Here is an 18,423-nt window from a genome sequence, read left to right as displayed (position 1 = left end):
ACGATGTCACGCATCCGCCCTCACTCCGCCGTGGCCCGCGCCGGCGGCCTTCTGATCATCGGCCTGGCCTTGACCGCCTGCTCCTCGGGAACATCGCAGGAGCAGCGGGAGTACGCGGTGCCAGAAAGATTCTGCGGGACTGCTGTCGACCGCGATGGGCTCGCCGCGCTCCTCCCGCCGGGGAAGAAGCTCACTACGCGAGAGAAGTACCTCGACGACAAGAAGTTGACCGAGCGGTGCGATATCCAGGTGGACGGCAAGCTCGTCGTCCGAACTTCGCGCGAGTGGTGGCCCAAGAAGGAATCAACGGATTGGTTCGCCACGGGAAAGACGCGGAATGACCTGGGTCACCAGGCTGACGACGGCAGGTTCCTGTACTCGGATTATGAAGCCTTCGGGAAGACGGAGAACTGTCAGCGCACCACAGGTGCTTACGAGTACGCAATGTTTACCGGTATCCAGGCATACAGCTCGGAACACCGAGACTCGAATGCCATGAAAGACCTCATCATCCACTTCACCGAAGCCGTGGAACAATCGAGCGATTGCGACTGAAGGGCGCGCGAGAGTGGCGTGAAGTGCCCAGATTCGGCACCGCTGGGCAACTCGCTGCGAGTCAGCGCGCGTGCCTCGCACGTTTCAGCCGCAGACGCGCCTTCGTAGCGCGTCCCACGGGAGCGGCAGTTCTTGCACCGCCAATCCGACCTCTCATAGGTTGATTTCATGGGACTCTTCGACAAGCTGACCGGAACCAAGCGCCCCGCCGACGATGTCGCCCCACAATCCGGCGCTGAGGTTCACGCGGCGCTTCTCGGTCTCAACGGCTCTGACGTCCCGTACCTCATCCGGGACGGCCGCGAAGAGGGCGCCGACCTGGTGGCCGAATGGCGCCTTATGGAGCCGGCCTGGCGGACCTTCTTCGTCCGCACTCAGTTGAGCCGGGTGTTCAAGGTGCGTATGCGACTGGTCCCGGAGAAGCGCGAAGTCCGCGCCATCGACCAACAATTCGAGGTCAAATGGGTCGGCGATACCCCCACGCTCGCCATCTCGGCCGAAGCCCAACGCGGGCAGGTGAAGACCGTCTCGAAGCGTTGGGCGCTCAGCAAGGATAGAGACGGCGACCTCGAAGCAACGGAGACGTTCAGCTTCGACAGCTCCGACCTGAAGAACCCTCTGCAGGACACTGTCCTGGGCGCGGGCTGGACCTGGCGCGGAGTGGTCTCCGGCAAGCTGTGAGGTTGATGGGATCCTGGCCTTCCCCTCGTAGCGTAGGCACCGTGGGTGCAGGGGAAGTTGGGAGTCATGGCGAGCAAGAGGCGGAAGTTCAACACAGACTTCCGTGCGAGGGCCGTGCGGATCGTCACCGAGACCAATCTGGTCGGAAGGTCGCCAATGTGACCCAGCTTTACCCCTCCACCTCCGTTTGCCTTCGCCTCACCTCGTGGGCGATCCCCCAGATCACCACGGCTACTCCGATAACGATGACCAACCACACCCACCATGGCGTAGCGCCCCCCTCCCCCACTCCATCCGGAGTTGCGGAACCCGGTGTTGTGATGACGGCCGGCGAGCATGACGAGTGAGGTGTGAAGGGAAGACACTCGCTCAATCTATGGGTTCGGTCAGCGGAATCAAGTGATCTTCAGGGCTGTGACCTGGCTGTTGCCCAGCGTGAGACCTACCAGGCCAAGTAGGGTGAGCCCTCAGTTCGTTCGCACGTCAGGAAGGGGTCGCAGCACCATGGCCGAGGCACAGGACAACGGCGTCGAGGCGCAGGACGAGGACGTCAAGGCGCGCAAGGAGCGGGAGAAGAACGAGCTCTACGCCCTCGACATCTCCGGCGTCGAGTGGCAGAGCGCACCGGGTACCGAGGAGCACGAAGAGCGCGTCGAGATCGCGTACCTGCCGGACGGTGCCGTGGCCATGAGGTCGTCGCTGGACCCGGAAACCGTGCTGCGGTACACCGAGGCGGAGTGGCGAGCGTTCGTACTCGGGGCGCGGGACGGCGAGTTCGACCTGGAGCCCGCACCTCACAACGGCGGCCTGCCGGCGGAGTAGCGCGCGAGTGCGTCAGCGAGTGCCCGGCCTTCTGCCCAGCTCCTGGGGAGCCTTGCGCGTCCCCTCACCCTGCTCGGCTCCGCCACCTTGCTGCTCTCCCCGCGCCCTACATGGAGTGAGAGTGCGGGGCGGAGCCACGTGGCGCCGCCCGTCGGCGTTCTTAGTGATGGGGTCGGCAGGGTGGGCGTACGCCGTGGAGGACTATTCGCAGCGGCCCGAGCGTTGGCGCGCTGCCCTTTCGGCACCCCCCAGAGCGAACGTGCACCAGACCTGTTTCTCGTCAAATCCGGTGCGGTGCCATCCCCACCGGCGTGAAAGCGCCGCGACCAGGTGGAGCCCTCTGCCACGCTCGCTGAACGGGTCGTCGTCGCCTGCCAGCTCGGGGGCCTGATCCGGCGCGTGGTCGATGACCATCACTCGCAGGGCCGGTGGTGCGAACTGACGGCCTGCGCCGAGGATCAGCTCCAGTCCCGCGAGCCCGCCCCCATGACGTACGGCATTGGTACACAGCTCCCCAACGGCCAGCTCCACAGAGTCGGCCAAGCCCGAGAGTTTCCAGTGCTGTTGGACCCATACACGGGTGCGGTGCCGGGCTTCTGCGACAGGGCGGTGGGGGTCGAGTGCGGAGGCGTCCCAGCCCACACGGGTCGGGGTTGCGTCGAAGGGGGCAGGAAGGGCCGGTGCGTCCATCGTTCACCTCGGGAGGAAGTTGGAGAGTGGCCTGAGCCACACCATAGACCTCAATACCCAACCCGTGAGACCTACGTCACCCCAACGGGTTGACCTCATGCATTCGATGGACGTGTGAACCGCTGGTAGGCACACTGAGCGCGAGCAACGAGAGGGACTCATGGCAGCAAGGCAGGCACCCACGTTCCGGCAACGGCGTTTCGGCGCTGAGCTTCGGCGGCTGCGCGAAGCCGCTGGCCTGTCCGCCCCCAGAGCAGCCGAACTGCTCGGTACGGATCGCACGACCATCTCCAACACAGAGGCTGGTCGCTTCGGCATCAGCGAGCAGCGGCTGCGGCGACTCGCCAGCATCTACGAGTGCGATGACCCGGCCCTGATCGACGCCCTGGCTTCCATGACAGGGGGCAGAAGTACGGGCTGGTGGGACGAGTACCGCGGCAAGGTGCCGCCAGACTTCCTCGATGTGGCCGAACTAGAGCATCACGCCACGATGCTCCGCACTCTGCAGACAGCCCATCTCCCCGGCATGTTCCAAGTCGAAGATCACGCTCGCGCCCTCTTCGACCTGTTCATCCCTGCGCTTCCTCGCCTCGAGGTCGAGTTGCGCATCGCCCAACGCCTGGCGCGCCACACGGTGATCACCAAGCCTCCGGCGGTGAAGTACCGAGGGCTGATTCACGAAGCTGCCCTACGCATGCAGGTGGGCGGGCCACATGTCGCAAAAGCTCAGCTCGACCGGCTCCTCGAAGAGAGCGAGCGCGACAACGTCACGCTCCTCGTGATCCCGTTCAGCATCGGCGGCTTCCCCATGGCGGGCGACTCGGTGCTGTACGCATCCGCCGACAGCCCCCACCTGGACACGGTGCAGGTGGACTCGCCAACCGGTGCCGTCTTCTTTGACTCACCCACGCAACTGGCCAACTTCCACCGACGCCTGGACGCAGTCGAACAAAGGGCGTTGAATCCCAATCAGTCGAGGGACGTCATCCTCGAAATCGCCAGGGATCTATAAGAGGAAGCTGTTTTGCCTGAGTTGAAGTGGCTCAAATCGTCGTACTCCGAGGCGTCTGGCAACAACTGCGTCGAGGTCGCCAAGAACGGCCCCCTCATCGCCGTACGCGACTCCAAGGACCCAAAACTGCCGTGGGCCGCAGTGGGGCATGAGGCGTGGGGGCGGTTCACTGGCGCGCTGGCCGACGGGCAGTTGAGCTGAGGCCGGCCAGACAGGGCTCGGTGCCGAAACGCGCGCCGGGGTGGGCACCTCCCGTGCGTGCCCACCCCGTTCTTCCGCGCTGACCGGCCCTACAGGTACGTACGCACAGATACCTACAGGTAGTAGCTGGCGGCCTTCTTGTCGCCACCCATGTAGTCACCGCCGGCTTGACCCACCACGCGGGCGATGCCCACGAGCGCCTGGTGGATGTCGTTGGCTTCCTTGTCCCAGGCGGTCTGCTGCTCGGTGTACATCTGGTGGGCGTCGCCCTCCCACCCTGCGGCTACCCGGGCGACCATCCTTTTGATCTCGCCCAGATCGTTCTCAAGCTTCTTGGCCTCGTCTCCGAGCGTGGTGGCCGCTCGGTCAAGGGCATCGTACGTAACCAGCATTTCGCCGGGATCGCCCGCCATGATTACCTCATCTCTTTCATGAATTCGTTTCGGCAGCGAGGGTCGGGAGACTCACGCGCTCAGTAACCGCTGAGGCTCGACTTCGGGGCCCCGTCATAGATGTTGATGCCCTGCACCAGAGCGCGAACCTCGTCCTCGGTGCCATCCTTGATCTTCCGAGTCTGGCTCATCGCCTCAAGGAACTTCACGAGGATGTTGCCGATCCGCACCATGGAGGTGTTGATCTCGTGCTGCTTCGTATTGAACGCACCGGCACCGATTCCCTTCCACTGTCCTTCGAGACCGTCGATGATCCCCTGCAGCTTGTGAAGCTGACCTTTGATCGCCTCGAACTTGACCTGAATGTCCTGCTCGAGCTTGATTACTTCGGTGTCGTCTAGCCGTTGGCGCGGTGCTGCCATGACTGGGGTTCCTTTCTGGACTGTCGTTGGAACGTACGTACTGAGTCCGAGTTACGCGTCACCGAGTGGTAAATCACGGAACCCAGGTCCGGCGCAATGAGCTGTGGAGGGAGTACTCAGCCGCTGCGCCGCGTTCGCCGCAGCATGGCGAAAGTGCCGCCTCCGATCACCGCCACGGCGGCTACAGCACCGAGGATCACCCACAGTTGGGTGTCGTCGTCGGAGGAGTTCGAGCTTGCTGCTGCTGCCGCGGTCCCACCGCCTGAAGAGCTCTTCGGAGGTTGGGACGAGGCTGGGGCTGAAGCGGCGGGAGAGGCTTTTGCGTCGGATTTGGAGGGGTACCCATCGGTGAGGGGATTCTCGTCGGCTGCCCCTGGGTCGATGGTGCTCTTCGCGAGGGCAACGCGGGGCCGGACCCCGCCGTTGCCGAGGTAAGTACTTACGGTGTCCTTCGGCCATTTGCGGCCCGCAGTGTCAAACAGAACCCGCGTAACCTGGTTGGCCGTCCAGTCGGGGTGGGCTGACCAGATCAGCGCGGCGGAGGCAGAGGTAATGGCTGCGGCGGCGACGGCGCCACTGCCATCGTCGCAATAGCTCTTGAAATTCGCGTCGCACCAGCGCGGAAGCCCAGCTCCGGGAGCGGCGATATCCACGTGTTTCCCGTGCTGGGAGAGATCGGACACCCTCCTGTTGCTATCGGAAGACGCGACACCGAGTACCTCCAGGAACGCGGCCGGATATTGCGGCTCGTTCCCCTTCTTGGCGTTGTCGCCCGTCCCCGCGATCAGCAGTTTTCCCTTTTTTACCGCGTACTCCAAGGCCCCGTGTTGCCCAGCCATGTCCAGGCCGATGGGGTATTCATTCCCGATGGAGATATCGATGATCTGGGCGTCGCTGTCCGCCGCGGCCCTGATGGCCTTCTCAAGTGGATCGTTGACTTGGGGGACTTCGTCGTGCTTAAGGAGAGGCAGCCGAATGGGGATGATCTTTGCGCCCGGGGCGAGACCACGAAGACCGCCCCCCTTCCCCGTACCGGCAATCAGTTCGGCCGTGGTCGTGCCTTGCCCGTCGTAGTCATCTGTCGCTCCACCCGGCTTGTCAGTGAGGTCCACTCCCTTCAGGACCTGCCCCTTCAGAGAAGGCGTGGACGAGTTGACGCCGGAGTCGATGACGGCGACCTTGATGCCTTTGCCCGTGGAGACCTTCCACATCTCCTCGGCGCGCATCGGCTCCAGGTACCACTGCTTCGACTGGACATCCTCGGCAACCGCGTTCGGAGCCAGTCCCGCTGGCGCGATGGTCAACACAGCGAGCGTCGTACCCACGGAGGACACCCGTCTCCAGGTGAGCCCGTCGAACGCAGTCCGCCTGCCACGTCGGCTGATCCCTGACTTCATACCTCTGTACGTCCTCGCTCGCACTCAGCCGACCACCGGCGGCACATCACGCCGCCGGCTGCCGGGCTGGTCTGTGTCCTGGCCCTCAACCGGGTGGTCGGGCCGCTGCCGAACTTCGTCCTCGTCACGATCGGGATCCCGGTCGGGGTTCCGCCGGTTGCCCACAGGACCACGCACGAGGCCGCTGCCACCGGCGGTAAACCCGTTGCCTCTGGTAGCGGGCGCCCGGCCCTTGGGTGTGCCGACGACACCGTCGGAGTTACCGGCAGACCTGCGAGGCGTCTGACCGGCATTGGAGCCAGGCGTCGGGTTGGACGCACCAATGACCCCACGCTGACTGGTCCTTCCGCCCCCTGCACGCGAGCCGCCTGTGCCTTCGCCGCCGACAACCGTGCCACGCGGCACTCTGGAGCCGGTCGCTCCAGGCGTTGGCCCGGTGACGGGCCTCCCGCCGACCACGCCATTACCACGTCCTGCGCCGGCACCCACACCTCCGGCACGCCCGCCTGCCGGCGTACCACCGACCCTAGGGGTTCCACCGGAGACGCCTCGGCCCATCGGTGTCTGACCTGACCCCGTGCCGGCGCTCCTGGCCATGCCTTGGCCCGTCGTGGTTCCAGCACGCCCCATCGGACCCGCGGATCCTCGTCCCGCGGCCCCTCCGGAGGAACTGCCACCAGTGGCGCTGCCCACTCGCCCCTGCGCCGATGCGGGGTTCCTCGCACCTCCGCCGAATCCCGCGGAACGACCGGCGGGCCCACCGACTAGGGGTTTCATCGCGCCGCCAGTAGCGAAGGGCAGTGGAGCTGTCCCGCCTCCAGCTCCCGTAGGGCCAGACACCGGCGGGGGCGTGCCAGTCGTCGGGCTCGAGGTCTGCGGAGGCAGCGTACCGACGCTGGCGATCTCCGTACCTACGTCCCGCCCTGGGTACGTGACCGAGCCGTTCACCTCTTTGAGGGGCAACGGGGCATCGGTTCCACGCGGCGAGTTGGTCGGCGCATCTGCGTAGGCACGGCTCGGCGTCACCGGCTCACCGGTGGCCGCACGGGTTTCGCTTCCTGCCTCGCCCCTGGTCGGATCCGGTTTCGGCACCCCCACGCCGGGCATCGGCTCGAACGTCGGGGGCTCCTGTCCTGCCAACGCCTCCTCCGACACGGCATAGAACGACGACAACCGGTTCATCTGGTTGATCGCCTCCTGCCGGTGGTCCTCGGCCTTCATTGCCGCGTCGTAGTCGGCGTTGCCTTCGACGCGCGCGGGCGTCGGGATGTCCGCGACCGTCTTGGGATCGGAGCGGGCGTCGCGGGGTGGCATGGAGCTCTTGACGGACGCCAGGCCCGTGCCCGCCGCCGTGATCTGGTTGCCCGCGACCTCGGCGAAGTCGGCGAGGCCGCGCGTGTTCGTGACAAGCTTCTTGCCCCATTTACGGAACGCTTCGCCCGCCTCACCCTCCCAGTCGACCCAGTCGATGTGGCCACTGAGCTCGTCGGCAGCGTCGGTGATCGCGTCGCGGGCGTCTCGCAGGGCTTTCCCTGCGCTTTCGAGATCGCTCGGGTTCGCCCGTTCCACCAGGTCGACCATGTCGTTGAGGCGGTGACCCTCGAAGTCCGTCTTGCCGAAGAAGCGGATGCCGCCACCGAGGAAGGTGTTGTTCAGCATCTCCGAGACAGCGGTCACCGCATCGATCGCGCCGACCTGCTGAGCCACCTGCTTCAGGTCGGCCTTGTGCTGGTCCAGGTGCTTCCCGTCCTCGCCCATCACATCCCCATCTCCTGGCCGTCGGCGGGCTTCCGCACGAGCTTCCCGGTCTTCTCGCGCTCGGCCTCTTCGTTCTCCCGCTCAACCTGCTTCTGGATTGCCCAGAAGCGCCGCCGCTGCTCCTCCTCCAGATTCCCGAAGCCGACCTCCGCACCATGTACGGCGATCCACATGGCCTCTATCTGCAGACCAAGCGTCTTGGACAGTGAAGTCAGACGCTCGTGGACTCGGTCGTACTGGGCGTAGAGGCCGGTGGCCTCCGCGAAGGTGGCGCCCTCTCCGCTGAACGAAGCGCGCGAGATCCTCTGGCCGCCCACCTTCGTCGAACTGCCCGGCGAGCCCTCGAAGGTCGCAAGCACGGTGTCGACACGCTTCTTGAAGGTGGTGAGCGCCTCCATGCTCACCTTGAGGTCGGCGCCCCCGCTGCCGCCGCCCATGTCCGCAGGAAGCACGATGCGTCCCCTTCCCCGTTTTCCTGTTTCCCCGTTGAACCGTCCGACCGCTCTGCGACCGGACTGCCCCTCATGCCTTTTACTGCACCTTTACCACTTTAGACGTCGTGTACAACTTGGCCAATCGATATGAGCCATACGGCAGTTACAAACGCGTGGTGCCATCCTGCCCAGAACGGCCTGCAAGGCCGAGACGGCGCGCCCCACAGGGCGACACGATCCCCACCCGTGCCCTTACCCGTTCTGATGAAGTCGCATCCCCGGGCTACGGACCGACCTCTCCCCGCCCCCGGCCCTGTCCCCTCCCGCGAGCGTCCCGCCAAGCCACTGCCGCCCCGCTCAGGCCCGCCACCGCGACGGCCGCCCCTACGGCGACGTACGTGGCGAGCCGTGCGTTGCGCTCCTCCGCCGTTTCGCCGAGGTGGAGCTTCGCCGGGGTGGGGGCCTCCGCCTGGGAGATGCCGCCCTGGGGGGACGGGGAGTCGACAGGGGCGTCATCCTCCGTCAGGGCACGGACGGGGTCGACGACGCCCCAGCCGACCAACCGGTCATGCCCGGCGACCGACCGTTCCGCCGTCTGTTCGATCTGGGCGACGATCTGGCGCCCGGTCCAGTCGTCGTGCTTGGCCTTGATCAGGGCGGCGACTCCGGCGACGTACGGTGCGGCGAAGCTGGTGCCGTTGTCGGAGCAGTGGCCGCCTCCGGGGACCGTGGAGATCATGTCGACGCCGGGAGCTGCCACGCCCACGAACTCGCCCGCCTGGGAGAAGGCCGCGCGTTCGTTGTTGCGGTCCGAGGCGGCTACCGCCAGTACTCCTTCGTACGACGCCGGGTAGGTCCGTTTCTCGTTGCCCCCCAGGCCGTCGTTGCCCGCCGAGGCCACGACCACGATCTCCTTCGCCAGGGCCGCGTCGACCGCCGTTTTCAGGTCCGGGTCCGGCGCGACCGCGTTCGCCGTGTCCTGGGAGATGTTGATGATGTCGGCCCTGGCCCGGATCGCGTGGCGGATGGCGGTTGCCAGGGTTTCCGCCGTGCCGTGGCCCTCCGCGTCGTTCTGCTTGACGGGGATGATCGTCGCATCGGGGGCCAGGCCCACGAAACCGGTTTTCTCGGCAGGGCGGGCCGCGATGATGCCCGCCACGCGTGTGCCGTGGCCGACCGTGTCCGTCGTACCGTCGTTCTTGCCGCGGTCGACCGGTTCGCCCTCGTCGTCCTTCTTGGGCAGGTAGTTGGCACCGCTGGATGCGTCCACCGCACGTGTGAGCTGAGGGTTCTTCACGTCCACGCCGGTGTCGATCACCGCCACGCGTACGTCCTTGCCCTTGGACTGGCGCCACAGTTCGTCCAGCAGGACGCGCTGCAGGGCCCAAGGGCGGCCGGCGTACTTCTTGTTCGGGAACGTGCACTCGTCGGAGGCGGCGTGCGCGGGAGCGGTCGCGATCACCGGCGTGCTCATGAGGACGGTCAGGGCCGCGGCCGCCCGTGCGGTCTTCCGCCGCCAGGAGGGTGCGTACGTCGTCATCAGCATCCCCTACGAGCCCTGCGGCTGGCGGGCCGCCGACGTCGACAGGCGCGGGCCCGTCGGCAGGAACGCGGACCAGCTCACGGGGATCGGGGCCGGATCGGCCTCCTTGTACCCGAGGCGGGTCTGGGCCTGCCGGGCCTCTTCGAGGAGCTGCTTGCGCTTCTCGGCGGAGGTGCCGATGCCCGCGTCGTCCGTGGCGCTGTCGGAGTTGGACTGCAGGGCGTAGCGCAGGCCTGTGTCGGTGACCAGGAAGACGGCGCCGGCCTCGGTCTCCGAGCCCTGGAACTGACGGTAGAGCTGGCCCGAGCCCGGGGTCACGTAGGCGCTGGAGGAGCCGGTGGCGAGGGTGGCCGGGAAGTCCGTACCCGCCCAGGTGCTCAGCGTGGTGGTGCCCTTGTCCGGGTCGACAGCGCGCAGGACGTTGCAGACGGTGTTGCGGCCGCCGGACGTCGCGGCCGCGTCGTTGACCGCCTTCGGCTCCGCGGTCGGCCAGTTGTGCTCCGCGCCGAACTCCTCGCCCGGAGTGAAGGCACCGGCGCTCACCTTGCGCGCCTCGCTTGCCTGGTCGAGGGAGACCAGGTCTCGGCTGTTGAGGAGCAGCGTCGCGGTGAAGGCGGAGACCGGGGCGATGCGGCCCGGGAGGACCACGTAGTACTGGGTCGTATCGCCGTTGGGCGCTTCCAGGACCATGCCCACCTTGTTGGCCTCGGCATCCTCGGTGACCTGCACTCCGGCGTCGGCCCCGGGAGAGCCCTCCACCTTCGGGAAGACAATCTGATCGCCCTTGTGGAGGGTGTCGAGCCATTCCCGGGACACCCGCTGCGGTTCGCGGTCCGATCCGACGAGGGTGCGCAGCAGGAGTTCGTTCTCGGCGGACACCTGGTACGCGGTTCCGCCGGCGTCGACCACGTACCGGGTCCTGTCGGGGCCGACGACGTACAACAGCTCGCCGCCGCGCAGCCGTTCGGTGCCCTCCGTCCTGTTCGCCTCGCGTTCGGCGAGGACGAAGGCGGCCTTCTGGATGGCCCTGCCGCCGTCGCTCGGCCGCTCGCACACGGCCCAGCGCTTCGCGGCGTCCGCCTCGGAGGCGTCGGGCAGGCGGTCGGGTCCGTACGGGATGCCGATGGTGGCTCCGTGCGGGATGGCGCCCTTGTCGAGGATGGACTCGTCGACGTTGATGACCTTGCCCTGGTCCGCGTCGAGGAGGAGCTTCGCGGACGCCATGTTGAGCACCGGGTGCAGTTGGCGCTTGCCGTCCGTGACCAGGACGACGTAGCGGGTCGTGGACTTGCTCGCGATGATCACGTTCTCGCCGGTGGCGTCCCAGTCCTTCGGCGCGGTCGGCTTGAACATCCCCCACCCGCCGAAGACCGCCAGAATGATCACTCCGACGATGACCCCGGGAAACACGGCGCGCAGCGGGCGCGGCGCGCCCTCCTCCGAACCGGTGGGTGAGGACTGGACGAAGGACGCGAGCATGCGCCGCTTCGCGAAGGTGTAGGCGTTGAGCTCGTCCCGCCGTGATGCCATCTGTGCCCGAATCTCCCCGTATCTCGCGCCGTGTCCCACCGTGCGACGCCGGGGGCCCTGCGTCCCCCGCCCCCGTTGTCGGACCCGGCACCTACTATGCCTGGTGAGTGATCGGTCCGGCGGAGCGGGTACGGTACCTGGGCCTTCAAGGACCGCGTCCGCCATGGTAATTCGGGTGAGTCGCGAAGGCGTTGCGAACAAGTCGGGGGGTTGGAGTGATGGCTTTCGGGACGCGGGCACAGCCGCGTAACGGGTCTCAGGGGGCGGGCTCTTCCGCGCCCCCGCCGGGCCAGGGGCAGCAGCGGTCCTCGCAGATGCAGGCGTCAGGTGCGTTTCATCTCAGGGCGCGCTCCGGACAGTTCGGTTCGTTCCGGCTGCAACGGATCGTTCTCATCGAGATCGCCGCCGCCCTGCTGCTCGCGGGGTGGCTGATCGGGCCGCTGGCACTGGTACCGGCGGGCGCTGTGGCGGTCCTCCTGGTCCTTTTCGCGGTCGTACGCCGCCGAGGGCGCCCGCTGCCCGATTGGCTCGGTACGGCACGCGCGTTGAAGGCCAGGCAGCGGCAGGCGGCGAGTACGCCGATACCGCCTGGCACGGAGCCGGGTCTGGCCCCCGCCGTCGAGTGCGACCCCAGTCTGCGGACGTACGCGTACGGCGGGCGGGAGCGGCGGCCGGTCGGGGTGATCGGGGACGGGACGTTCGTGACGGCCGTACTGCAGGTCGAGTCCGACGCGACCGCGTTGCGGGCCGAGCGGAGCCGGCGGCCGTTGCCGTTGGGCCTGGTGCGGGACGCGCTGGAGGTGGACGGGATCCGGCTGGAGTCGGCGCAGATCGTGCTGCACACGCAGCCCGCGCCCGCGCTGCATCTGCCTCAGCAGTCCGTGGCGGTCAGCAACTACGCGCCACTGCAGGCACAGACCGGGGCTCCCGCCGTGCGGATCACCTGGATCGCCCTCAAGCTCGACCCCGAACTGTGTCCGGAGGCCGTGGCCGCGCGCGGGGGCGGGCTCGTCGGGGCGCAGAAGTGCGTGGTGCGCATTGCGGATCACCTCGCCAGCCGGCTGACCGGGGCGGGATTCCGTACGACCGTGCTCAACGAGGAAGAGCTGACGTCCGCCATCGCCACCTCCGCCTGCGCCAACCCTCTGGTGACGGCCGAGGCCGGCCGAACCGAGCTGCCCGAGCGGCGCACGGAGGAGTCCGCACGCTCCTGGCGGTGCGACAACCGCCGGCACACCACGTACTGGGTGCGACGGTGGCCTCAACTGGGAGGCGGCGGCGGTCCCTCGCTGCACCAGTTCGTCGGGCTGCTGACGGCTGTTCCCGCGTTGGCCACGACCTTCAGCCTGACGCTCGGGCGCGGGGAACGGCAGGATGTCTCCCTGACCGGGCATCTGCGGGTGACCGGGCGCAGTGACTCCGAACTCGTCGTCGCGCGGCGGGCGCTGCAGCAGGCGGCCCGGGAGGCCGGGGCCGGACTCGCGCGGCTCGACCGTGAGCAACTGCCCGGCATGCTGGCCACTTTGCCGCTTGGAGGTACTCGGTGATGCCCGTGACCACCAACACCGGTACCTCGGGTACCTATGGAGCGGCGGGCGGGACGCTCGACACGTCCGGCGCCCAGGGCCCTTCGGCGGCCGACCGGTTCCGTACCCGGGTCAGGACCGGGTTCGGACTGATCGGGCCGCGGCACGGGCGACATGCGCTGACGGTGGAACAGCTCGACACGCTCGCGCTGCCCATCGGGGATGACGGGGTTGTCATCGGCGTGGACGCGGAAGGGCAGCCCGCCGTACTGGGGATCAACCGGCCCACCCCGTACGACGTCGTACTCATCGGCGGGCTCTGGACCGCTCAGGTGATGGCCCTGCGGGCGGCGGCGACGGGAGCGCACGTCGCCGTGGAGACCGGGCGGGCCCAGGTCTGGACGCAGCTGGTACGCGCCCTCGGAGACGGACAGTCCGGGATGACCTTGCACGACGTGGGACGGATTCCGCCACAGGGTGCGTCGGCGGGCAGTCCCGTGCTGGTCGTGCGGGACTGCGGGATGCGGCCTCCGAGGGGGCGGGTCATGTCCGGGCCCTGGCTGTCGGTGCTGACGCTGCTGCCGTATCTCAGTCCGGTAGCGCCTCGGCTTATGCGGCAGGCGCGGCTCGTCGGCGTGCAGCGCGTCTCGCCCGACGAAGCGGCCGAAATAGGACGGACCATGGGGTTGCCCGGGGCAGACGTCGACTCGCTGCCCACGCTCGCCGACGGCGTCACCCTGTGGTGCGCGGATCGCGACCGGCAGTACGTGATGACGCAGCCGACGGATGCCGAGACCGGATTGTTGGGTACACCACGCAGGATGGACTAACCGCCCGATTTTGCGGTTTTTTGGCGAATTGCGCACTTCGGAGTTCAACAACACCCGTACTTGTTTTCACCTTTGACCGTTTTGTGCACCGTTTCGAGAGACGGGTGTGCCACTTCTGGGCAGGGTGTGACGTAGTGGGCGGGACCGGAGGGGTGGGCGGGCCTGCCGTGGGGGTGGTTGTGGTGATTAGGCTGGGGTGGGCGCGGTAGCAGAACCCGTGGACGGGACCGCCGCGCACAGGGGGAGCCGGGGCGAGTCGGAATGCCTCGGACGACGAGAACGGTCGCCCCAGCTGAATATGAGGGTGCTTGACCACATCAGGAGGAATTGTGAACAGCGATCGGAACGGGATCCGCGGGGGCTGGGCCACACCCGGCGATGACCAGTCCGACGCGGAGTCCGCCGTCGAGACGACGGGCGAGTTCACCATCGACTACGCCCCTCCCGCCTGGTACACGCAGAACGCGTCGGGCGGTTCGGATGCAGCTCCCTCGGCCGTGGACGAGGAGGATTCGGACGCGGACGCGGAGGGCGACACGGACGTCGCGGACCCGACGGGCAAGGCGGAGGAGACGGGGGGCACGGGGGTGCCAGAAGCTCCCGTGGCTCCCGCCCCTTCTTTTGCTCCTGGGGCTCCGTTCACTCCCCTGGCTCCCCCGGCTCCCCCGGCTTCGTCTCCGCCCGCGGCTCCCGTCACTCCTGCTGGTAGCCCGGTCGCCGTTCCCGGGCTGCCCGTGGGCAGTGGGTTCGAGCCTCAGGGGCCGGTTCCCGAGGTGTCGACCTCTGAGGCGTCGACCTCTGAGGCGCCGTCCGCCAACACCGGAAGCCCCGTCGCTCTGCCCAACCTGCCGAACTTCCAGGGGCAGGGGCAGGTGCAGGGGCAGTGGGCTCCGCCGCCCGCCGTACCTCCGGCTTCCTTGGCCGACGCTCCTCGCCCCGCGGAGGCATCCGATGAGGCCGAGGGTGACAGCGGGGACATCGAGAGTGGCGCCACGATGCGGATTTCCGCCGGCGCCGTGAAGCGGGAGGTCCGGGAGGTCGCGGAGCGGGCCGAAGCCGAGCCCCAGCCTGAGCCCGCCGGTCCCGCCGGTCCCGCCGAGGAAACGGTCTCGGACGAGGCACCCGCCTCCGACGACGTCTCGGCCCCCGCCCACGTCGAGGAAGGCGTCGACGCGGAGGTCGTCCAGGTCGCGTTCGGGCACCAGTCCGAAGACAACGACCACGTGGACGACGGAGCCGAGGAAACCGAGGCGGCGGGGGAGGGCGAAGAGACGTCCCCGGCGGTCGCGCCCGCGCTGTCCGTCGCGGCCGACGATGACAGGGACACGGACAGGGACGGGGGCGAGAACGAAGCCGAGGGCAGGGGCGAGGACGAGAAGGACCGAGACACGGGCGGCGTCGCGGAAACGTTCGCGGATGTCGTCGAGCCACAGCCGGTTGACGCCCCCGCACAGAACTCCGACAATCTCGGCGATTTCGTGCCCGTGACGGGCCCCGGGTCGCAGGACGCGCTCTCGGAGGGCGAGGCGGGCAAGGTCGGCGAGGTCGGCGAGGTCGGCGAAATCCAGCCCCGCGACGCGGGGCTCCATGACGTCGCCCCGGAGCCCGCCGCGGGCGGGGCCGACGCCGTGCGGGACACGCCTCCCGCGTGGACTCCGCCGCCGCTGTCTCAGGGCGGACCGCCTCAGGGCGGACTGCCTCCGCTGCCGCCGTCGTACCAGCCTGCCGCCCCCGCCTCGGCCGGGCAGTGGCCCACGACGGCGGAGGACGAGGGCGGGCAGCCGCAGACGGAGACCCCGGCACAGCCGTCCGTGCCGCCGCAGGGGCAGCCGTTCCAGCCGCAGGCGCCGCAGCCCTCCCCGCCGGCCTGGCCCGCCACCCCCGGTACGCCTGGCGCGCCCGCGCCCGCCGCCGGCGCTCCGGCATCTCCTGGGCAGCCGGGCGGTTACGGGTTCCCACAGTTCAGCGCTCCGGGTGCGGCGTCGGGCCCGCAGGACAGCGTCCCCGGTACGACCCCGCCGGCGCAGGCGACCCCCGGGTTCCCGCAGCAGCAGTCGCCGCAGCAGCCCGGATCCTCGACCGTGCCTCCGGCTCAGGCCCCGGTACCGGGCCCCGCGTCGGTTCCGAACCCGGCCCCTCCGGGCGGTTACGGCTTTCCGCAGTCCGGGCCCGCCGCCGCGCAGCCCCCGGCACAGCCCGCCCCGGCCCCGCAAGCTGGGGCTCAGCCTGCCCCGGCGGCTCCGATGGTGCCCCCGCAGGCTCCCGCGCAGGCGCCCGGTTACGGCTTCCCGCAGCCGGGAGCTCCAGCACAGAGCGTGCCCAACGCGCCTGTCCAGCAAGCGGGTTACGGCTTCCCCCAGTCCACCCCCGCTCCGAACACGCCTGACGCGCCCGCCCCCGGCCCTCAGCCCGGTTACGGATTCCCGCAGCCGGGCGTGCCCAATCCGCCCGCGCAGCCCGGGGGTTACGGATTCCCGCAGCCGCCGGCCGCTCAGGCACCGCAGGCGCCCCCCTCCCAGCCCGCTGCTCCGCAGGCCCAGGCACCGGCCCCACAGGCACCTGCCCCTCAGGCCCCGGCTCCCCAGCCGCCCACCACGCAGCCGTTCCCCCAACAGGGGCAGCACTACCAGCAGCCTCAGCAGCCCATGCCTCCGCAGGCACAGGCACCACAGCAGGCGCAGCCGCACCAGGGCCAGCAGCCTCAGCCGGAACAGCAGGCGCCCGTCGACCCCCGTACCGGTACCGCCTGGCCGCAGCCCGTGCAGCACGATCAGCGGCAGCCCACCAACCCGGGGGCGCCGCTCGGTTACACGGCGGCCGTGGAGCTGTCGTCGGACCGACTGCTCAACAACAAGAAGCAGAAGGCGAAGAGCGGCCGGCCCGCCGCCGGGTCCTCCCGGTTCAAGATCGGAGGGAAGAAGGAGGAGGCCGAGCGGCAGCGCAAGCTCGATCTGATCCGTACTCCGGTGCTGTCGTGCTACCGGATCGCCGTCATCAGCCTCAAGGGCGGCGTGGGCAAGACGACCACGACCACCGCTCTCGGCTCCACGCTCGCCACCGAGCGGCAGGACAAGATCCTCGCCATCGACGCCAACCCGGACGCCGGTACGCTCGGCCGCCGCGTGCGCCGCGAGACCGGGGCCACCATCCGTGACCTCGTACAGGCGATCCCGTACCTCAACTCCTACATGGACATCCGGCGGTTCACCTCGCAGGCGGCGTCCGGGCTGGAGATCATCGCCAACGACGTCGACCCGGCCGTGTCGACGACGTTCAACGACGAGGACTACCGGCGCGCGATCGACGTGCTCGGCAAGCAGTACCCGATCATCCTCACGGACTCCGGTACGGGCCTGCTGTACAGCGCCATGCGCGGCGTACTCGATCTCGCCGACCAGCTCATCATCATCTCGACGCCGTCCGTCGACGGTGCCAGCAGCGCCAGTACGACGCTGGACTGGCTCTCGGCCCACGGTTACGCGGATCTGGTGTCGCGGTCCCTCACCGTCATCTCCGGGGTGCGCGAGACCGGGAAGATGATCAAGGTGGATGACATCGTCAGTCACTTCGAGACGCGCTGCCGAGGCGTGATCGTCGTGCCGTTCGACGAGCATCTGTCGGCGGGTGCCGAGGTCGATCTCGACATGATGCGACCGAAGGTGCGCGAGGCGTACTTCAACCTCTCGGCGCTGGTCGCGGAGGACATCGCGCGCCATCAGCAGTCGCAGGGCCTGTGGACGTCGGACGGCAACCCGCCGCCGGTCGCCGCCCCGCCGATGCCCGGCCAAGCCGCTCCGGGTCAGCCCGTTCCCGGTCAGCCGTACCCGGGCCAGCCGGTGCCGGGTCAGTATCCCGGACAGTTCCCCCAACAGGGCCAGCCCGCACAACCGGCTCAGCCCTACCAGCAGCCTCAGCCTCAGCCCCAGCAGCCCGGTCAGCCGTACCCGCAACACGGAGCCCCGCCTCAGCAGCCTGGCGGCTACGCGCCGCCGCCTCAGCAGCATCACCCCGGGCACCCGAGGCACCCCGGGCAGCGGAGCCAGCCGGACCACCCGGGCGCAGCTCCCCAGGGCTGGCAGCCCCAGCCGGGGCAGCAGCCCGTCCAGGGTCAGCCCGGCCAGCCCCAGCCAGGCGCACCCTTCCAGCAGCCTCCGGCCGCGCCCGCGCCAGGCCAGCCCTTCAACCCCAACGCGCCCGCACCCGCACCGGGGCAGCAGTTCCAGCCGGGCGCGCCCTATCAGCCCCCGCAAGAGGGCCAGGGCGGCCCGGACTCTCAGGGACAGGCCCCTCCGCCCCCGCCGCCCCACCAGTAACCGACTGCGCGAACCGCCCGCACGCCTAACCCGTACGGCCGAATTATCGGCCCTCGATCCATCCCAAGGGCCCGCCCCGTACACCCACGGCGCGGGCCCTCGGCATGTCCCGGGACGCACTCGCGCGACCGGCGTCAAAACACCGCCGCACCAGCCCCGTTCCGCGCCGCCAGCCCCCGACCAGGCTCCCTTCACCGGTCTGGACCAATAACCATGAAATCTGGGTCAACTTGTTATTTCCGCAGGCCACACGGGGTTCACGGGCCGTTGACGCATGGCGACCAGCGCTGATAGACACTCACATCAACCCGGCCGCG

General features: G+C 68.7%; 16 protein-coding genes. 8 read left to right on the top strand and 8 right to left on the bottom strand.

The window, feature by feature from the left end:
- Window positions 1–3 precede the first annotated feature (3 nt).
- The 3 genes from AB0D14_RS11115 to AB0D14_RS11105 all read left to right on the top strand — a co-directional run bounded on the left by AB0D14_RS11115 (window position 4) and on the right by AB0D14_RS11105 (window position 2,058).
- On the top strand, window positions 4–555 hold the full coding sequence (locus AB0D14_RS11115) for a hypothetical protein (RefSeq protein WP_362777003.1): 552 nt from the start codon (window positions 4–6) through the stop codon (window positions 553–555).
- Window positions 556–723: 168 nt separating this feature from the next.
- Complete coding sequence (locus AB0D14_RS11110) at window positions 724–1,236, top strand: hypothetical protein (RefSeq protein ID WP_362777001.1); 513 nt, start codon at window positions 724–726, stop codon at window positions 1,234–1,236.
- Window positions 1,237–1,740: 504 nt separating this feature from the next.
- Window positions 1,741–2,058: a DUF397 domain-containing protein gene (locus tag AB0D14_RS11105; protein ID WP_362777000.1), complete on the top strand. Its 318-nt coding sequence runs from the start codon at window positions 1,741–1,743 to the stop codon at window positions 2,056–2,058.
- A 201-nt stretch (window positions 2,059–2,259) separates the two neighbouring features.
- Here the strand turns inward: AB0D14_RS11105 and AB0D14_RS11100 are convergent, their stop codons facing one another.
- Window positions 2,260–2,748, bottom strand: coding sequence for an ATP-binding protein (locus tag AB0D14_RS11100; RefSeq protein WP_362776998.1), 489 nt, complete (start codon window positions 2,746–2,748; stop codon window positions 2,260–2,262).
- Between the two features lie 160 nt (window positions 2,749–2,908).
- Here AB0D14_RS11100 and AB0D14_RS11095 point away from each other — a divergent pair, with 160 nt between their 5' ends.
- Window positions 2,909–3,760: a helix-turn-helix transcriptional regulator gene (locus AB0D14_RS11095; RefSeq protein WP_362776994.1), complete on the top strand. Its 852-nt coding sequence runs from the start codon at window positions 2,909–2,911 to the stop codon at window positions 3,758–3,760.
- Between the two features lie 12 nt (window positions 3,761–3,772).
- Window positions 3,773–3,961 (top strand): DUF397 domain-containing protein, encoded by a 189-nt coding sequence (locus tag AB0D14_RS11090; protein ID WP_362776992.1) that lies wholly within the window; start codon window positions 3,773–3,775, stop codon window positions 3,959–3,961.
- 113 nt (window positions 3,962–4,074) lie between these two features.
- Here the strand turns inward: AB0D14_RS11090 and AB0D14_RS11085 are convergent, their stop codons facing one another.
- From AB0D14_RS11085 to eccB, 7 genes are all read right to left on the bottom strand, one after another.
- Window positions 4,075–4,374: a WXG100 family type VII secretion target gene (locus AB0D14_RS11085; RefSeq protein ID WP_362776989.1), complete on the bottom strand. Its 300-nt coding sequence runs from the start codon at window positions 4,372–4,374 to the stop codon at window positions 4,075–4,077.
- Window positions 4,375–4,433: 59 nt separating this feature from the next.
- Window positions 4,434–4,775, bottom strand: coding sequence for a WXG100 family type VII secretion target (locus AB0D14_RS11080; RefSeq protein WP_362776987.1), 342 nt, complete (start codon window positions 4,773–4,775; stop codon window positions 4,434–4,436).
- Between the two features lie 116 nt (window positions 4,776–4,891).
- Complete coding sequence (locus AB0D14_RS11075; RefSeq protein ID WP_362776986.1) at window positions 4,892–6,100, bottom strand: S8 family serine peptidase; 1,209 nt, start codon at window positions 6,098–6,100, stop codon at window positions 4,892–4,894.
- Window positions 6,101–6,196: 96 nt separating this feature from the next.
- On the bottom strand, window positions 6,197–7,930 hold the full coding sequence (locus AB0D14_RS11070; RefSeq protein ID WP_362776984.1) for a hypothetical protein: 1,734 nt from the start codon (window positions 7,928–7,930) through the stop codon (window positions 6,197–6,199).
- Complete coding sequence (locus tag AB0D14_RS11065) at window positions 7,930–8,382, bottom strand: hypothetical protein (protein ID WP_362776983.1); 453 nt, start codon at window positions 8,380–8,382, stop codon at window positions 7,930–7,932. Before AB0D14_RS11065 ends, AB0D14_RS11070 begins: the two co-directional genes overlap by 1 nt.
- 265 nt (window positions 8,383–8,647) lie before the next feature.
- Window positions 8,648–9,904, bottom strand: coding sequence for a type VII secretion-associated serine protease mycosin (mycP, locus tag AB0D14_RS11060; protein WP_362776980.1), 1,257 nt, complete (start codon window positions 9,902–9,904; stop codon window positions 8,648–8,650).
- 9 nt (window positions 9,905–9,913) lie between these two features.
- Window positions 9,914–11,437 carry a type VII secretion protein EccB gene (gene eccB / locus AB0D14_RS11055; protein WP_362776978.1) on the bottom strand — a complete coding sequence of 508 codons (1,524 nt, stop codon included), beginning with the start codon at window positions 11,435–11,437 and terminating at the stop codon, window positions 9,914–9,916.
- A 218-nt stretch (window positions 11,438–11,655) separates the two neighbouring features.
- On the opposite strand from eccB, the gene eccE reads away from it, so the two are divergent.
- The 3 genes from eccE to AB0D14_RS11040 all read left to right on the top strand — a co-directional run bounded on the left by eccE (window position 11,656) and on the right by AB0D14_RS11040 (window position 18,106).
- Window positions 11,656–12,984 (top strand): type VII secretion protein EccE, encoded by a 1,329-nt coding sequence (gene eccE, locus AB0D14_RS11050; protein WP_362776977.1) that lies wholly within the window; start codon window positions 11,656–11,658, stop codon window positions 12,982–12,984.
- Window positions 12,984–13,793 carry a hypothetical protein gene (locus AB0D14_RS11045; RefSeq protein ID WP_362776975.1) on the top strand — a complete coding sequence of 270 codons (810 nt, stop codon included), beginning with the start codon at window positions 12,984–12,986 and terminating at the stop codon, window positions 13,791–13,793. Before eccE ends, AB0D14_RS11045 begins: the two co-directional genes overlap by 1 nt.
- A 329-nt stretch (window positions 13,794–14,122) precedes the next feature.
- Window positions 14,123–18,106 (top strand): SCO5717 family growth-regulating ATPase, encoded by a 3,984-nt coding sequence (locus tag AB0D14_RS11040; RefSeq protein ID WP_362776973.1) that lies wholly within the window; start codon window positions 14,123–14,125, stop codon window positions 18,104–18,106.
- Window positions 18,107–18,423: the final 317 nt, after the last annotated feature.

Origin of the sequence: Streptomyces sp. NPDC048484, from assembly GCF_040651415.1 — a bacterium.
Classification (GTDB): Bacteria; Actinomycetota; Actinomycetes; order Streptomycetales; family Streptomycetaceae; genus Streptomyces.
Note: the sequence above shows the minus strand (reverse complement) of the source record. Positions and strands in the feature narration are given on the sequence as shown.

Coding starts and splice junctions, on each gene's coding strand:
- AB0D14_RS11070 (WP_362776984.1), bottom strand. CDS start 7,930: ATGGGCGAGGACGGGAAGCACCTGGACCAGCACAAGGCCGACCTGAAG.
- eccE (WP_362776977.1), top strand. CDS start 11,656: ATGGCTTTCGGGACGCGGGCACAGCCGCGTAACGGGTCTCAGGGGGCG.
- AB0D14_RS11105 (WP_362777000.1), top strand. CDS start 1,741: ATGGCCGAGGCACAGGACAACGGCGTCGAGGCGCAGGACGAGGACGTC.
- AB0D14_RS11045 (WP_362776975.1), top strand. CDS start 12,984: ATGCCCGTGACCACCAACACCGGTACCTCGGGTACCTATGGAGCGGCG.
- AB0D14_RS11115 (WP_362777003.1), top strand. CDS start 4: ATGTCACGCATCCGCCCTCACTCCGCCGTGGCCCGCGCCGGCGGCCTT.
- AB0D14_RS11085 (WP_362776989.1), bottom strand. CDS start 4,374: ATGGCGGGCGATCCCGGCGAAATGCTGGTTACGTACGATGCCCTTGAC.
- AB0D14_RS11100 (WP_362776998.1), bottom strand. CDS start 2,748: ATGGACGCACCGGCCCTTCCTGCCCCCTTCGACGCAACCCCGACCCGT.
- mycP (WP_362776980.1), bottom strand. CDS start 9,904: ATGACGACGTACGCACCCTCCTGGCGGCGGAAGACCGCACGGGCGGCC.
- eccB (WP_362776978.1), bottom strand. CDS start 11,437: ATGGCATCACGGCGGGACGAGCTCAACGCCTACACCTTCGCGAAGCGG.
- AB0D14_RS11095 (WP_362776994.1), top strand. CDS start 2,909: ATGGCAGCAAGGCAGGCACCCACGTTCCGGCAACGGCGTTTCGGCGCT.
- AB0D14_RS11110 (WP_362777001.1), top strand. CDS start 724: ATGGGACTCTTCGACAAGCTGACCGGAACCAAGCGCCCCGCCGACGAT.
- AB0D14_RS11080 (WP_362776987.1), bottom strand. CDS start 4,775: ATGGCAGCACCGCGCCAACGGCTAGACGACACCGAAGTAATCAAGCTC.